Annotated in this window: 15 protein-coding genes and 1 riboswitch; of the genes, 8 read left to right on the forward strand and 7 right to left on the reverse strand. The window is 52.8% G+C overall.

Annotation, left to right across the window (positions count from 1 at the left end; translation table 11 throughout):
- The 5 genes from ATY27_RS04375 (at position 1) to ATY27_RS04395 (ending at position 6474) form a co-directional block, all read left to right on the forward strand.
- Positions 1–3102, forward strand: coding sequence for an efflux RND transporter permease subunit (locus ATY27_RS04375; protein ID WP_208931015.1), 3102 nt, complete (start codon positions 1–3; stop codon positions 3100–3102).
- 121 nt (positions 3103–3223) lie between these two features.
- Positions 3224–4006, forward strand: coding sequence for an ABC transporter ATP-binding protein (locus tag ATY27_RS04380; RefSeq protein ID WP_208931014.1), 783 nt, complete (start codon positions 3224–3226; stop codon positions 4004–4006).
- Positions 4003–5001, forward strand: a complete 999-nt coding sequence (locus ATY27_RS04385; RefSeq protein WP_208931013.1) for an iron ABC transporter permease — start codon at positions 4003–4005, stop codon at positions 4999–5001. Before ATY27_RS04380 ends, ATY27_RS04385 begins: the two co-directional genes overlap by 4 nt.
- Positions 4991–5605: a cob(I)yrinic acid a,c-diamide adenosyltransferase gene (cobO, locus tag ATY27_RS04390; protein WP_208931012.1), complete on the forward strand. Its 615-nt coding sequence runs from the start codon at positions 4991–4993 to the stop codon at positions 5603–5605. Before ATY27_RS04385 ends, cobO begins: the two co-directional genes overlap by 11 nt.
- Entirely contained in the window at positions 5605–6474 is an 870-nt protein-coding gene (locus ATY27_RS04395; RefSeq protein ID WP_208931011.1) for a cobalamin-binding protein, read from the forward strand. The genes cobO and ATY27_RS04395 overlap by 1 nt, the downstream gene beginning before the upstream one ends.
- 12 nt (positions 6475–6486) lie before the next feature.
- On the opposite strand, the gene ATY27_RS04400 is transcribed toward ATY27_RS04395, so the two are convergent.
- Together ATY27_RS04400 and ATY27_RS04405 are read right to left on the reverse strand one after the other, a co-directional pair.
- The gene (locus ATY27_RS04400; RefSeq protein WP_208931010.1) at positions 6487–6864 is read right to left on the reverse strand and encodes a PH domain-containing protein; all 378 of its coding nucleotides are present in this window, start codon (positions 6862–6864) and stop codon (positions 6487–6489) included.
- A gap of 16 nt (positions 6865–6880) precedes the next feature.
- A complete protein-coding gene (locus ATY27_RS04405; RefSeq protein WP_208931009.1) occupies positions 6881–7969 on the reverse strand; it encodes an FAD-dependent oxidoreductase in 1089 nt (362 codons plus the stop codon).
- An 89-nt stretch (positions 7970–8058) separates the two neighbouring features.
- Between ATY27_RS04405 and msrA the strand changes: the two genes are divergently transcribed.
- Entirely contained in the window at positions 8059–8610 is a 552-nt protein-coding gene (gene msrA, locus ATY27_RS04410; protein WP_208931008.1) for a peptide-methionine (S)-S-oxide reductase MsrA, read from the forward strand.
- A gap of 8 nt (positions 8611–8618) precedes the next feature.
- Here the strand turns inward: msrA and ATY27_RS04415 are convergent, their stop codons facing one another.
- From ATY27_RS04415 to ATY27_RS04425, 3 genes are all read right to left on the reverse strand, one after another.
- Positions 8619–9551: a hypothetical protein gene (locus ATY27_RS04415; protein WP_208931007.1), complete on the reverse strand. Its 933-nt coding sequence runs from the start codon at positions 9549–9551 to the stop codon at positions 8619–8621.
- 397 nt (positions 9552–9948) lie between these two features.
- Positions 9949–11760: a TonB-dependent receptor gene (locus ATY27_RS04420; RefSeq protein ID WP_208931006.1), complete on the reverse strand. Its 1812-nt coding sequence runs from the start codon at positions 11758–11760 to the stop codon at positions 9949–9951.
- Between the two features lie 34 nt (positions 11761–11794).
- Positions 11795–12034: riboswitch (cobalamin riboswitch) on the reverse strand.
- Positions 12035–12146: 112 nt separating this feature from the next.
- Entirely contained in the window at positions 12147–12629 is a 483-nt protein-coding gene (locus ATY27_RS04425; protein ID WP_208931005.1) for a YajQ family cyclic di-GMP-binding protein, read from the reverse strand.
- A gap of 95 nt (positions 12630–12724) precedes the next feature.
- Here ATY27_RS04425 and ATY27_RS04430 point away from each other — a divergent pair, with 95 nt between their 5' ends.
- Positions 12725–13087 carry a VanZ family protein gene (locus ATY27_RS04430; protein ID WP_208931004.1) on the forward strand — a complete coding sequence of 121 codons (363 nt, stop codon included), beginning with the start codon at positions 12725–12727 and terminating at the stop codon, positions 13085–13087.
- Positions 13084–13992 carry a 2-dehydropantoate 2-reductase gene (locus ATY27_RS04435; protein WP_208931003.1) on the forward strand — a complete coding sequence of 303 codons (909 nt, stop codon included), beginning with the start codon at positions 13084–13086 and terminating at the stop codon, positions 13990–13992. Before ATY27_RS04430 ends, ATY27_RS04435 begins: the two co-directional genes overlap by 4 nt.
- A gap of 25 nt (positions 13993–14017) precedes the next feature.
- On the opposite strand, the gene thiI is transcribed toward ATY27_RS04435, so the two are convergent.
- Both thiI and ATY27_RS04445 read right to left on the reverse strand, forming a co-directional pair.
- Positions 14018–15478, reverse strand: coding sequence for a tRNA uracil 4-sulfurtransferase ThiI (gene thiI, locus ATY27_RS04440; RefSeq protein WP_208931002.1), 1461 nt, complete (start codon positions 15476–15478; stop codon positions 14018–14020).
- A gap of 67 nt (positions 15479–15545) precedes the next feature.
- The gene (locus ATY27_RS04445) at positions 15546–16499 is read right to left on the reverse strand and encodes a flagellar motor protein MotB (RefSeq protein WP_208931001.1); all 954 of its coding nucleotides are present in this window, start codon (positions 16497–16499) and stop codon (positions 15546–15548) included.
- Between the last annotated feature and the right edge of the window lie 8 nt (positions 16500–16507).

Genomic DNA, 16507 nt, shown 5'->3' on the forward strand with positions numbered 1-16507 from the left:
ATGCTGCTGTCTGATCTGTCTGTCAAACGTCCGGTATTCGCAACCGTCATTAACCTGGTGCTGGTGATCTTCGGCATCGTCTGTTTCAGTATGCTGCCGCTGCGTGAATATCCGGATATCGATTCGCCAGTGGTGACCATCAGCACCGACTATCCCGGCGCTTCAGCTGAGATTGTTGAATCGAAAATTACCCAGCCGCTGGAAGATTTGATCAGTGGCGTCGAAGGTATCATCAATATCAGTTCCAGCAGCCGTGTCGGCCGCTCGAACGTCATCATCGAATTTAATGTTAACCGCGATATCGACGCCGCCGCCAATGATGTGCGCGAACGCGTGTCACGGATGATGGAACGCTTGCCAGATCAGGCCAGACCGCCGCAAGTGGTCAAAGCCAACGGTGACGATGACACCATCGCCTGGTTTTTGCTGAACAGCGACACCATGACCAACCTGGAGCTGACCGACTACGCCAACCGCTATATCGTCGAACGATTTTCGGTGGTCGACGGTGTGGCCCGGCTGCAAATCGGTGGTGAGCGCAAGTACGCGATGCGCATCTGGCTGAATAAAGATGCGATGGCGTCGCGAAATGTCACAGTCGCCGATATTGAAAACGTGCTGCGCAATGAAAACGTCGAATTACCGGCCGGTAACGTTAAATCCGCCGACCGCGATTTTATCGTCCGGGTGATCCGTACCTATAAAACTCAGGATGATTACCGCCGCCTGGTGGTGAAAAAAGGCGACAACAACTACTTAGTCCGGCTGGGCGAAATTGCGGATGTGACCCTGGCTTCAGAAAATGAAGAAAGTGAATTCAGAAGCGACGGCAAGAACGTGCTCGGCATCGGTATTATCAAGCAGTCCAAAGCCAATACACTGGATGTGGTGCGTAACGTCAGAACTGAAGTGGATCGGATCTCTGCCAGTCTGCCGGCCGGAACAACTATAGTGCCGGGTTATGATTCATCGTTGTTTATCGCCGAATCTATCCATGAAGTTTATGTCACGCTCGGTATTGCCATGGTGCTGGTGGTCCTGGTGATATTTGCCTTTTTAGGCAGCGTCCGCGCCACTTTTATTCCAGCCATCACAGTGCCGGTTGCCCTGATTGCTGCCGTGACCGTGCTGTATGCGCTGGATTTCTCGATTAACCTGCTGACGCTGTTAGCCATGGTGCTGGCGATTGGTCTGGTGGTCGACGATTCGATAGTCGTACTGGAAAATATTTACCGGCGGATTGAACAAGGCCAGCCACCGCTACTGGCGGCCTACCATGGCAGCCGCGAAGTTGGCTTTGCGGTTGTCGCAACCACACTGGTATTAATCGCGGTGTTTGTCCCGCTGGTGTTTATGCAAGGTGATTTAGGCAAATTATTCACTGAATTTGCGCTGGCGGTTGCTGCTGCGGTGGCATTCTCCGCGATTGCCGCACTGACGCTTTCACCAATGCTGTGCAGCAAGATGCTCAAAGTGCAAAAAGAGAAACGGGGCTTTAGTCTGGTTATCCACCGGGCGATGGAAAAAGTGGAAGCCGCTTATCTGCGTCAGCTGCAAATAGTAACGCGGGTACGCTGGCCCAGCTGGCTGGTGCTTGGCAGCTGTGTCGTTATCAGCGTGTTACTGCTGAAATTGCTGCCATCGGAGTTGTCACCACAGGAAGACCGCGGCACCTTTTTTGTCATGATGAGCCCGGCGGAAGGCGCCAGTTATCAGTCCAATCAACAAAACATGCGGCTGATTGAAGATATCCTGCTGCCCTACTACGAAAAAGGTGAACTGAACCGTTTATTGATCCGCGTACCTGGCTTTGGTAACAGCGGCGGCATGGCGATTGTCGGCAGCGAAAACTGGCATAACGGTCAACGCCGTACACCAGAATTGATGCAGGAGATAGGTCAGAAACTCAATAACCTGACCGACGTGCGCGCCTTTACTAATATGCGCAGCGGCCTGACTGCTGGCCGTGGCGGTGGCGGTGGTGGCCGGCCGGTGCAGTTTGTCATCCAGGGTAATACCTATGAAGAACTCGCCAAATGGCGCGACATCGTGCTGGCAAAAGCGCGGGAAAACCCGAACCTGCAAATGCTTGATCACGATTACAAAGAAACTGTGCCGCAAATTCTGGTGGAAATTAACACCGAACGCGCCGCCGATCTGGGCATTTCGGTTGGCGTGGTCGGCCGGGCGCTGGAAGCCATGCTGGGCGGCCGCCGTGTGACGACCTTCCTTGATCGCGGTAAAGAATACGATCTTATTCTGGAAGGCGCCGATTCGGATTTCAGCGATCCAACCAGCATCACTGGTGTTTATGTGCGATCCACGGGTTCAAACAAGCTGATACCGCTGGACAATCTGGTGACACTGAAAGAAGAAGCCACATCATCAACACTGAATCGGTATAACCGGATGCGCGCTATCACCATTATGGCCAATCTGGCGCCGGGATATAGCCTCGGTGAAGCATTGGAATACCTGGAAGGTGTGGTGCGGACAGAGATTAAAGACGTCGGCGGTATTGATTATAAAGGCGAGTCGCTGATGTTTAAAAACAGCGGTGAATCGACCATCCTGATTTTTGCTTTGGCGCTGATTATTACTTATTTGGTGATGGCTGCGCAGTTTGAGAGTTTTATTCATCCGTTTGTCATTATGCTGACGGTGCCGCTTGGCATGGCCGGTGCGCTGGGTGGCCTCTATCTGGCCGGGATGACACTGAATATCTATAGCCAGATTGGATTGGTGATGATTATCGGATTGGTGGCGAAAAATGGCATATTGATTGTTGAGTTCGCCAATCAGCTACGGGATGCCGGCGTGGAGTTCACTGCGGCCATTCATCAGGCAGCAGTCCAGCGTCTGCGCCCTATTACGATGACGGCCTTTACCACTGTGATGAGCAGTATTCCGTTGATTATCACCTCGGGGCCAGGTTCTGAGAGCCGGATGGTGATTGGCATGGTCATTTGTGCCGGTGTTGGCTTTGCCACGTTGCTGACCTTGTATATCGTACCAGTGGCTTATGTGGCGCTGGCGCGCAACACCGGTTCACCACAGGACATCGCCAAAGCGCTGGACGTACTGGACACACCTAAAGACTGATGCTTTTAATTGCCCACCGCCGCCGCGTGCGGCGGGCTGGGCCTTGCGTTGAATATTTGTTACTATCCGTACATTGTTTTTCCTGGCTGTACCACAGCCGTTCTTTTCGGTGCAGCATTTAATGACCGACACATCGGTGTTACTGCAATGCCAACAAGTCCAACTACAACTCCCCGGCGGATTCCTGCTTGGGCCGCTGAGTTTTGCCCTGAAAGCAGGCAAAATCTATGGCTTACTCGGCGCCAACGGCGCCGGTAAATCGACATTGTTACAGCTATTGGCCGCACTGAAATCCCCTGATCAGGGCCAGGTATTGTTACAGCAACAGCCCCTGCAACAACTCGAACCGCGCGCCCGCGCCCGCCAGCTGGCCTATTTAAGTCAGCAGCAACCACCCACAGAGATGACAGTGCAGCAACTGCTGCAATTGGGCTTAATGCCGCATAAAGCATTGTGGCAGGCCGACACCCCTGCAGATAAAGCCGCCATCAACGCCGCACTCAGTCAGGTTGGCCTTGCCGACAAGGCATCAGCTTTGCTGCGCCACTTATCCGGCGGTGAACAACAACGTGCCCATCTGGCCCGGGTTCTGGTGCAACAGGCCTGTGTATTGTTACTTGATGAACCGGTCAATCACCTGGACATCCACTATCAGCATCAACTGCTGGCGATATTACGCCGCAGTGGTCTGACCGTTCTTGCCAGTTTTCACGACATTAATCTGGCGGCAGCTTATTGTGATGAGTTGCTGGTGTTACAGCATGGACAGTTACTGGCGGCTGGCACTCCGGCACAGGTGCTGCAACCTCAACTGCTGGAACAGGTGTATGGCCGGCCTTGTCTGGTTGATCACAGCCCATTTGATCAGCACTGCCGTGTAACTTTTGCCCCGGAGTGCCGATGACCCGCCACAGCGTGTTGCAGCTGTTACTTTTAATCGGACTATCCGGTGTCAGTGTGATCGCTGCACTGCAGATCGGCGTGGTCGATTTGCCGCTTTGGTCACTATTAACCGGCCAGGCGACCGATCCCCTGCCGCAACAAATTTTCTGGCAATTACGCCTGCCCCGCGTATTGCTGGCCGGACTTGCCGGCGCAGCCCTGGCGCTGTGTGGCGCCTTGCTACAGCTGCTCAGCCGGAACGAACTGGCCGATCCGTATTTATTTGGTGTGGTGTCCGGTGCCGCACTCGGCGCCACTATCAGCAGTTTGTTGTTCCCGGCGCTGGCACTGGCGTTGCCGGCATCGGCTTTTGCCGGTGCGCTGATCGCGATCTTGCTGGTGCTGACACTGGCACAGCGGGCCACCGCGCAAGGCATGCAATCCCTCAGCACCTTATTGCTAACCGGTCTTGCCGTGTCATTTTGTGCCAGCGCGCTGGCCAGTTTATTGCTGTTTCAGGCCGACAGTTTTGCCGCCAACCGGATTATTTTTTGGTTAATGGGCAGCGTCAGCCACGCTGACTGGCAGGCCGTTCAGTTGCTGGCGATCGCACTGGTTTTGACCTTAGTGGTCTGTAGTCTGGGTCGCCGCCAACTGGTGGCGCTGGCCTGGTCCGACGATATGGCAAAAAGCCTCGGTGTGGCGGTTAACCGCTGGCGTCTGCTGTTGCTGTTACTTTGCGCCCTGCTGACCGCAGTGGTGGTCGCTTATTGTGGTGGTATTGGCTTTGTTGGTCTGATGATCCCGCATCTGATCAGGCTGATGTTCGGTGGCCAAATCCTGACGTTGTTATTCGGCAGTGCGCTTGGCGGTGCGATTTTTCTGATCTGGGTCGATACCGTCGCCCGTAGTGCGCTGGCACCACAAGAATTGCCCATTGGCATTCTGACCGCTTTATGCGGCAGTGCGTTTTTTCTGTTGTTAATTAGCCGACGCCGGAGTCCAAATGAGTCATGAAGTGCCTGTACCGGAACAGAAATCCGGTCACCAGAAACGCCAGCAAAAGCTAAAAGAACAGGTTGATGCCCGCATCGCCAGCGCGACTATCGATAAAGGCTTATTACTGGTGATCACCGGCAATGGCAAAGGTAAGTCAACCGCCGGGTTTGGCGTCGTGGCACGCGCTACCGGTCATGGTCAGAAAGCCGCTGTCGTGCAATTTATCAAAGGTGGCTGGGACTGCGGTGAGCGTAATTTGTTGCAACAACACGGTGTACCTTTTGCGGTGATGTCTACCGGTTTTACCTGGGATACACAAAACCGCGAGACCGATATCGCCGCAGCACAACAGGTCTGGCAACAGGCCAAACAGTTTTTACTGGATCCGGCGCTCAACCTGGTGTTGCTTGATGAGCTGACCTACATGGTGGCGTATGACTATATTGCGCTGGATGACGTTTTAGCCGCGTTGCAGAACCGGCCGGCTAGCCAACATGTGGTGATCACCGGTCGGGGCTGTCACCGCGCCTTGCTTGAGCTGGCAGACACCGTCAGTGAAGTACAAAATATCAAACATGCGTTTGACTCCGGAGTCCGGGCGCAACAAGGAGTGGACTGGTAATGCGTTTTTCAGTCACCGCACTGGTATTGCTGTTGTGTACATCGCCGTTGTTGGCCGCACCGGGCCCCCGTTTGGTAGTGCTGGCACCGCATTTAACCGAACAACTGTACAGTATTGGTGCCGGCGGCCTGATTGTCGGCACCGTCGAACATGCCGATTATCCGGCAGAGGCCTCTGCTATCCCCCGTATCGGCAACTATGCCGGGCTGCAACTGGAAAGTATTCTGGCACTCAAACCTGATTTAGTGCTGTTTTGGCAAAGTGGCAGCCCGGCCGCGGATATCAGCCAGTTGCAGCGGCTCGGCATCCGCACCGAAGGCTTTGAGCCAAAAACGCTGGACGATATTGCCGCGGATCTGGAGCGTCTCGGTAACCTGACCGGTCAACAAGCGCGCGCCAGTCAACAGGCCAGTGCGGTTCGGTCTCGCCTGGCGGCACTGCGCCAGCAATATCAGCAGAAAAAAACCGTGCGGGTGTTTTACGAGTTATGGGACGAACCGCTATCGACGATTGGACCGGGCGCATGGCCAGCACAGGCGCTGCAGCTGTGCGGTGCGCAGAGTATCTTTGCCGACGCCGCCGGAGCTTATCCGCAGGTCAGCGCTGAAGCGCTATTACAACGACAGCCGGATTTGATTGTGCAGCCAGTATCAGACACAGAACCACGCCGCCTGACGGACTACACCACACGCTTTGCCAGCCTCAAAGCAGTGCAACTGCAACAACGGGCGCAACCGAATGCCGACTTATTGCACCGCGCTACAATCCGCACCCTTGATGGCGTGGCTGAGCTGTGCAAGTTGATAGATCACAGCCGGCAGTTCTATGCGACGAAGCCTGAGACCCCGTCGCTGCCGGTACCCCGCTAAACCACCAGTGCGTTAGCGACAGGCGTAAGTTGCCAGCGCTTTTTGCACCGCGATAATGTTGCCGTCTTTACTGAAGGTCTTACGCAGCGGCTCCGCCGTGCTGCTAAGCCAAATGACCAGTTCTGATTCCAGATCAAAGTGACCTTTGGTTTCAGCACTGAAGCGCACAATCGAGCGGTAAGGCACCGACATATATTCTTTCTTTGAGCCGGTGATGCCTTGTTTATCAATCAGGATCAACCGCTTGTTGGTAAACACAATCATATCACGCAGCAACTTAAATGCTTGCTCGGCCTGTTCGCCGTCAGCCAGTAAGCTGGCCAGCTCGGCTTCGACTTCAGCCACATCAATTGCACCGGCGTTCCCCAACAATCCACTGAACAATCCCATCTGAACTCCTTTATCGTCAATGCCTTGCCACTATGGCGTCCTCCAGCATAGAGTCATTGGCAACGGCTGACAAGGCAGCAGCAGTCATTGATTCTGGCACCAGGCGTGCTGCAGCCTGCAGGCCAGCCAGATAAGCATTTTCGACCCGGCCACCCAGGCACCAATCACCGGCCAGTATTAGTTGTTGGTCTTTGTCAGTCAGCAGCCCTGGTGCTGGCTGCGCCGGATTATAACTGGCATACAGCCAGCGATGGCAGAGTGACTGGATGCTTTCAACTTTTTGCCCGATGATGGCGCTGAATTCCAGTTGGGCCAACGCCGCAAGTTCTTCCGGACTGGCTTCCAGCAGTTGCAGACTGGTGCTGGCATTAAAATGTAACAGCCATTGTTCTGTCATCCCGGTTCTGCCTGGTTTGGCACTTTGCCGGGCACACCAGCTGAGCGGCCCCTCTTTGACAAAAATACCATCTGCCGGATGGTCAACTGCGCGGTACAGCTGCAATGAAACCGCCCAGCAGGGCAACAACAGTGCAGGCGGGATCTGCATAGCAAGCGGATGTTTCGCCAGCAACTGGCGGCACTGTTCTGGCGGACAGGTCAGGACCACGGCGTCAAATCCAGGATAGCTGGCGCCTTCAGCCGAGCTTAATGTCCATTCCCCACCATGCTGACTGCTGAAGCTGCTCTGACTGAAACTCAGTTCCGTGATGCGACAATTCAGATGCAGCGTCGTATCACCAAGTATGGTCTTCACCAGCTGATGCATCGTTGGCGTGCTGACATAACGGCTTTGGCCGTCATTGGATGGCAACAACAAGCCATGCTGCCAGACATAAGGATCAAAATCCCAACGCTGCACCACTCCTTGCGCCAACCAGCCCTGCAACGCCTGCACAAAAAGCGGATGACGGGCAGTAAAATACTGGGCACCAAAATCTAACGGATAAAACGGCAGCGCCTCATCCCTCGACTCCACCCGCTTCGATGTCATGCGCCCACCCGGGCCCCGGGCTTTGTCAAACACCACAACTTCAACGCCCGCCAGGCGGAGTTGATTGGCCGCACTGGCTCCGGTCATCCCTGCACCGATAATTGCAACTCGCATTTTTTTCTCCATTTATGTCATCTGTTGGCCTGAGGGTACGTATTAGACTACGCTATCGGGCATTCAGCAGATTAGTTAGGGGATTAAACATGGCACAACTGGCAACTTTTGCAGGCGGATGTTTCTGGTGTATTGAAGCTGCGCTGGCGCAAGTTCGCGGCGTTTCGCAAGTGGTCAGTGGCTATATGGGTGGCAGCAGTGCAAACGCCAACTATCGCGCAGTCTGCACCGGCACCACCGGTCATGCCGAAGTCGTCCAGCTGACTTATGATCCGGCGCAGGTCAGTTTTGAATTGTTGCTTGAGATGTTTTTCCACTTACACGACCCGACAACATTAAACCGGCAAGGCAATGACATCGGCACGCAGTACCGCTCCGAGATCTTTGCCCACGACGAAGCTCAGCTTGAGACAGCCCGGCAGTTTATCAGCACAGCGCAAGCTGATTTCGATGCGCCAATTGTGACGGCCATCAGCCGGGCCAGTACTTTTTATCCGGCCGAATCTTATCATCAGGACTATTTTAATCAGAATCCGCAGCAATCGTATTGTGCTTATCTGATCGCACCAAAACTGGCGAAATTCCATCGGACTTTTAACACAGCATTGCGCCATACAAGTGCCGCAGCCGAACGGTCATGATCCTGATGTTATTCCCACGCCGATTCAATCACGCAACCCGGAAACTGCGCTGCGGCAAAATAGGCATTTGGATCTTTATATTCCAGCAGATGATGGTTAAAACTGATCTGTAAGTTAATCATGTCGCCGGGCTGTTTTCCCTGTAGTCCCTGCAGCGGTGTTAACACGCCTGGCTGAATATTGGCGTTATAAATAATCCGCGCCGGCAGCTCTTCATCAATCCCCAGAGCGTTGGATAAACGCACACTAAACCGTCCCAGCTCAGCCTGCAGCTTTCTGATGATATTTGGCGTCAGCTTATTCAGCAGTTTAAATACAAAAGGCACGTCGACCTGTTGTGATATTTGTGGCTGGGCAGTGGACAGATCCGGAATAGCCTGTAACTGACCGGTCATTACATTGTAGTGCCCCCGGATCTCAACATCATTCAGTGTCAGAAAAATCCGCACTGTCGCCGGCCATTTTTTCAATTCACCAATGCCCTGCAAACCAAAGCCATTCAGCAGCACCGGCACAGTACCGTCTGCCGCTACAACTCCCAGTACTTTCATCTGCACTTCGCCCTGTACATATGCATTGATGCTGCTGACCCGGTCAAAACCTTCGCTGGCCTGAATATCGTAAATGCTCTGGCTGATCATTTCTTTGTAGTTATTTTCGATATAGCTGGTTTGCAATGACGCCAGCGCCATAAAATCCCGGTGCATCAGCGTCGGATAGTCGGATAACGTCGTGACGCCTTCCGCATGACACTGGCCACCGGAAATAATCAACGGTTTTTCAATCACATACTGACAATCCTCCATCTGCCGCGCCACGTAACGCTGAACTTTATGACAGGACTCGTGCGGATATAATGTGATGGCCTGCACCATTGGCGCCATCAGGCTGGCAGCGGCAAACACGAGGACGGAACTTGAAACAGTGTTCAATGATTGCATGATTTGACTCCGGGCAATAAAGCAAATGAATTCAATGAGGCGCCGCAGATGTCCGCTGGTCAATTTTACGTCGGTAGAATTTCATAAAAATTCTTTTTCATCTGCTCTCAGGTCCAAGGATTACTGCATCAGCTTGGCAGGCAACAGGATGCTATCTCAATTCAAATCTTACCGGCGCGTCGTGCGATGACATCAACTTTTTAGTCCGCAGAATGCGCTGGCAGGCGATAAAACAACAATCAGCGGTAGTCTGAAGACGCAGCAGATGCATCGGAGATCTCTCATTTCAGCTGATCCAAAATAAAAACCCCCGACAGAAGCGGGGGTTCGGATAAATTGCAGACAAAAGCCGTACTGCCATAACAACTCGGCTTTAAGAGCTGCTGCTATTTTGCGTTTAAAAGCTCATCATCTGTAATCCCAGCATCAATTCGAGTCCGGACTGGCGGTAACCCAGCGAGGTCTGATAAGTCCGGTTTAACAGATTATCGACTTTCAGCTGAATTTTAGTCTGACGGTCCCACTGATAGCTCAACGCGCTGCCCAGCACCAACGTCGATGGCAGATCTGGCTGCGCAACACCGGTCCAGCTCTTCCCGTTAAAAGTCCGGCTTTGGAATAACGAGGTCAGGCCATAAGTCCATGCACCGGTTTGCCGGTCGAGCTGCAATACCGCTTTGTGTTTGGGTAATAACGTCAACCGTTGATTTTTCTGTAAATCATCGGCCTGTAGCCAGGTGTAGTTAAAGTGAATACCGGTATCGGCGACCTGAACGCTTTGCGCGTATTCAATGCCACGAATGCGGGCTTTTTTGACATTAAACACCTGCTGGTCCTGATAGCGGATCAGATTCGTCAGGTCACGATGAAAGTACACCAGGCTGCTTTGCGACAACTCAGACTGATAATCTACGCCAACCTCACGTGACCGGGACTCTTCAGGCTTCAATCCCGGATTTGAAGCACGTGGCCAATACAGATCATTAAATGACGGTACTTTAAACGCAGTCGCCTGACTGGCGCGCAATTGCCATTGCTCATTCAGTTCATAACCGGCATTTAACTGATACGAACTATTGCCGCCATACCGACTGATATGATCGCGCCGGCCGGTCGCATCCAGCTGTAACGACTGCCACTGATAGCTGACACCAGCAAACCCGGCGCGGTTTGTGCGGCTGTTCACACTATACTGACCATCAAAGGCCGGATCTTTTGGATCGACGTCCGGTGATTTCCGAACCCGTTCTTCCGAGGCGGCTAAACCTGCCAGCACACTGAAATCTTCGTTCAGCTGATACAATGACTGCCAGTCAGCCTCGTCCCGAATAGTGCGGAACAGCGAATCTTTACTGTTGTTACCAAAGTTGACGTCTTCATCGACATTGTGACCAAGTTTCAGCTGATGCCCGACTTTACCGATTTGATGTTGCCATTGTGCCAGGTGCACTTCCTGTCGGACATCCGACTGGTCGCCACCATAACTCGAGTCGTACTGATAAAGGCCATCATTGAGCTGCGACTGCCATAACCAGGTGCCGACTGAGCTTTGGTACTCGGCACCGGCCTTAACATAGCTTTGCTCAAAGCCATCATCATCCGGATCGCCTTTAACGGACGCATTAAAGCCGTCGGCCATAGCAGTCCCAACGGAACCAAATACTTTGACGCTGCCCAGTTGCTGACTGCCGGCAAGATTGGCTTCCGTATGCTTGTGACTGCCGGTTTTAGCATTAAAATGCACTGAACCATCACGGCGACTGGTGATCGCAATCACCCCGCCAAGTGCGGCAGAACCGTACAGTGCCGCTTTGGGCCCACGGATAATTTCAACCTTTTCAATTTGTTCAAGTGGCAACATGGCCAATGACTGATAGCCTGAAGTGGCTGCACCAACCCGAATACCATCAATCAGTACCAGCGTATGTGCACTGGTACCACCACGGATAAAAATACTGCTGTTTTGGCCTCTGCCACCTTGGCGAGCCACAGTGACACCAGGCACTAGCTGCAACAATGCAGGTAAATCCCGCACCTGCGCAGCTTCAATATCCGCCCGGGAAAACACAGTCACGCTGGTTAACGTCTCACTGACTGGCTTGGCCTGACGGCTGGCGTAGACAGAGATATGTTCAAGATCGGATTCAGTTGGTTGCGCCAAAGCGCAGGTGCTGGCCACGGCAAGGGCCAGTAAAGAAAATTTCGACATGTTGACTCCACAGCACATGCCCGCCGCATGTGGTTGGTTGATGAAATTTTCAGGCCGGTCTCCGGGCTGATCCTGTTGTCGGGGCCGACAGCGACACGTCCCTTCCCATCCGAAGACAGTGGTGGCGTGAAGCGGCTTTGCCATTCGCGTATGCACGAAGGCGTTACCACAAAATTTACCGTTGCGGGGGCAGCGCTGGATTGGGTCAGAATGACGGACACCAGCTTCCCGTTTCACTGCGAACTAACGCAGCACCTGAAAATGCGCGCTCAGTTTAGCGATGAGGCGGAGAATGTCAATGAGTTCAGCAATCCAGACGGCTGCTGCTATTTAGTGAAGGGAAAGCCTGCTTTGGCGCGCAAAGCAGGCTGTGATTGTATAGCAGATTAGTCGCGGAAGTTCTGATATTGCAGCGGCTGACCTAAATCAGTGGCGCGTAATAAGGCAATGGCTTCCTGCAAGTCGTCGCGTTTTTTACCAGTGATCCGTACTTCGTCGCCCTGAATAGACGCCTGTACCTTCAGTTTGCTGTCTTTAATCAGATTGACGATTTTTTTCGCCAGCTCTTTTTCGACGCCTTGTTTCACTGTGAGCTGCTGGCTACAGGTCTTGCCAGAAAACTCGACTTTCGCCGATTCAAACGAGCGGATATCCAGACCACGTTTGATCGCTTTATTAAAAAACAAATCTTTCATCTGGGTCAGCTGCGGTTCGGCTTCCGCTTTCATCGTCACTGTAGTTTCTTTGACGCTGAATTCAGCCTGGACACCGCGAAAATCAAAACGGGTCGCCAGTTCCCGGTTGGCGTTGTCCACGGCATTCAGCACTTCCTGCTGATCCGCTTTAGAAACGATGTCAAATGTTGGCATGTCGCGCTCCTGATAATCCAAGTTTTTCAACTGGCGATTATACCGCCGCGCACCGTATAATCCGAGTATCTAGGCGTAAAATCAGGTGTTTTTCCGTGCTTCCACTGCAAAAACCGCTCGCAGTCTGTTTGTTTTTAGCGCTACTGGTGCTCGCAACTTACGGTTTTCTCAAAGATGTCAGTGGTATTCCATCCGGCTGGATGCCGAATGATAAGGTGATGCATGTGTTGGTGTTCTTCGCACTGACGCTGAGTTTTAAACAAGCTTTTGCCCGCCCTTTTCTGCACGCTTTTTCGCTGCTTGCGTTTTACGGCGCGCTGATTGAAGTTGCGCAGGCCACTTTTACCAGCCGCATGGGTGATCCGCTGGACTGGTTTGCCGATGTCGCCGGCATTCTGCTCGCGGCTGCATTGGTGCGATATTTACCAGCACATTGGTTCGTCCGCGCTGCAACATGAAGACTTCAACACAACAACCAACCATTGGCATTGTTGGTCAAGGTGCGATCGGTCTGTTAGCTGCCAGTCAGCTGGCACTTCGGCACTTATCATGCCACCTGCTGACTCGGGACCGCGATCTGTCCGCGTTAGTACTGAACTTCAGGCAACAACAACAGGAACATTCATTACTGTTGAATTGCCGCCAGCCGCAGCAGCCAGTGCAATTCCTGCTGGTGCCGGTCAAAGCTTATTCCATACAGCTAGCGCTGCAACAGTGGTTGGTCAGCTGTGCGCCCGATGCCGATATTGTGCTGTGTCATAATGGTATGGGCACGCTGGAGCTGGCGCAGTCGCAGCTGCAAAGCGGCCAAAAGCTCTGGTTTGCCAGTACCACCCATGGTGCATTAAAATCGGGGCCGCACCGGCTAGAACATACCGGGCTTGGCCGCACCACGCTGGGCCCCATCAACGATTCAGCCCGTCAGTCTTCAGCACCAGCTGCTGTGCTTGCGGCCGCGTTAGGCCCATTGCAAGTCGTCGCCGATATCCTGCCGGTACTGTGGCAAAAGCTGGCGATTAACGCGGTAATTAATCCGCTGACCGCTCTGCTGATGGTCAAAAATGGCGAGCTGAGCAAACCGCAGTATCGGCGCCAAATCGAATTGTTGATAGACGAATTCTGTCTGGTGGCACAGACCAAAGGCCAGACGTTTGACGCGCAGACGTTGTGTCAGACTGTACTGGATGTCGCGGCCAATACCGCCGGCAATTTTTCGTCCATGCAGCAAGACCGGGCGCTAATGCGCCCGGACGAGTTGGAATTCATTACTGGTTTTTTATTAAATGCTGCGGCAGAGGCTGGACTTGCGATACCGGCGCATCAGCAGCTCTATCAGCAACTGCGCGCCGTCAAACCAGCCTGATCTGCTAGTCTCAGGCCAGTTTCACTCAGGCCTTTTTATATACACCGACATTCTGGTAGCCCTGCTCTTTGAGCAGCAACGCCTGCAGCCGGCTCATCACGCCGCGGTCACAATACAGGTAGTATTGTTTTGTTTGGTCCAGACCGGCAAATTGACTGGCAATACGGAAAAATGGCAATTCCTGTACGGCATGACTGTCGAGCTGCAACGGATGCAGATCGGTTTCATCCGGCGCACGAACATCCAGGACGATGGCGTCTGCCGGCAATACAGATTCGGTTGCCACCGTCGTTAGTTGCTGGTCAGCCTGATACTCAACAGTACGGATATCCAGCACTTTAGCTTCCACACTGACTTTCTGCAGAATACTGAAATCAAAGTGTTGCTCTGCGGCATGGACATCAGCAAGTACTGCATTGATAGTTGGACTGCGCGAGATCACGCCGCAGTATTCCGGCATCGTTTTCGCCATGTCTTCGACGCCGATAGCGCGGGCGATATCAATAATTTCCTGTTTATCCTGATAAATCAGCGGCCGCAGGATCAACGTCTCAGTGACCCGATCGATGACATTGAGGTTCACAATAGTTTGGCTGGCAACCTGACCAATACTTTCACCGGTGACGACAGCCTTGACGTTGAGGCTTTCAGCCACTGTCGCCGCCGCCCGCATCATCATGCGCTTTAACACCACGCCCATCAGGCCTGACGGGATCCGAGCTAATATTTCATCGACGACAGGGGCAAAATCAACCGACACAAACTTGACCTTATGTGACAGGCTGTATTTTTGCCAAATGTAAAACGCCATCTGCCGCACACCGGTTTCGTGGGCCGCACCACCTAAATTAAAAAACAGGAAGTGAGTGCGCAGGCCTTTGCGGATCATCAGGTAACTAGCGACCGCTGAGTCAAAACCGCCAGAAATCAATGACAACACATCACCCTGACTTGGCAGTGGAAACCCACCCATGCCCTGATAAATGCGTTTTTTCATTAAGAGTTTGTCGCGGCGGATCTCCAGCTGTACTGATACATCCGGATTCTTCAGCTGGACACGCGCGGTAGGAATATGCTGATTCAGGCCGCCGCCGATGTAGCGTTCGGCATCCAGTGAACTGAATTCATGGTCGCCATTGCGTCGTACCCGCACGACAAAACTCTTGCCGGCCAGTTCATCGCGGTACAAAGCCAGTACTTGCTCAAATATATGGTGTAGCGAGTCATAGGTGGCAGACTGCATTTCAGCAAATTGCACGATGCCCGGAATACATTGGAGATGTTCAGCCATTTGCTGACGTAAAGTGTCGTCATCTTTGTCCAGTCGCACGGTCAGATGATCATACAAATTCTGTACTTCAACCGCGGGATCAAGCCGCAACAAAATGGTTTTGATGTTTTGTTCCAGCAACATAGTCTGGCGCTTACGCACCGATTTGCTTTTGATGGAGATTTCTGGATGCAGTTTGACAATAAATTCAATCATGGGGCTACCGGACAAAAAAACGGGCGCTGATTATACAGCGCCCTTGTCTGAAGTGCGACAGCCGAATTTACGGCTGTTTGGCCGGTTTTGGCTGGGCCGGTGGTTGTTTTAACTGGATCGGATCCGATTCTTTCGCTTTACCTTGCAAAATTGAGATCTCTACCCGCCGATTACGTTTGCGGTTTTGCTCGGTGTCATTGTCGACCAGTGGCCTGGTATCGGCGTGTCCGACCACGACTAAACGGTTTTTGTCCATACCGGTGCCATTAAGCAGTTCAACGGCAACGGACACAGCCCGTTTCGATGACAACTCCCAGTTGTTGCTGTTCAGCTCATCCGACACCTGGTCGTTATCGGTATGACCAGAGACTGTCACTTCACCCGGAATGTCGCGCAAAATAGCGCCGATCTGCTGAATAATCGGCTTAAACCTTGGTTGCAAAAAAGTTGATCCAGACGGGAAAGACCCATTTTCTTTAATGCGAATAATGATCTGCTGTCCCAGAGACTCCAGCTCGATAGCACCATCCTGGATCTGTTCCTGCATCATCTCAGCAACTTTTTTTGCCAGTTCATTGGTTTGCTGCTGGTCCTGCGCACTGCTTTCACTGGCCGCAGATGATTGCGCATCGGTATTTTGTGAGGCACCACCAGTTTGTTCACCGCGTTGTTCCTGCACGCCACCAGATGAGTCTTCCTGACCTGCCTGGAACTCGATTGTCTGCTGAGTCATATCGATAGTTTGTTGCTGAATCGTATCAATAGGCGTTGGCTCTGGCCGCCCTGGCCGGAACTCCATGGCGATGACACTGGTGCCTTTGGGGATATCTTTGACTTCAATTTTATTCTGCACACCAAAAGCAAACGCCATTGAGCCGGCGATTTGCTTAAATTTTTGCACATCCATTTCGGAAAACGACAGCAACAATACAAAGAAACACATCAGCAATGACATCAGGTCAGCAAAGGTTCCCATATATGCGGGTAAACCGGGGGGCGGGCATTTCGGACATTCAGCCATTGGATTTT

This window comes from Rheinheimera sp. F8 (assembly GCF_001518915.1).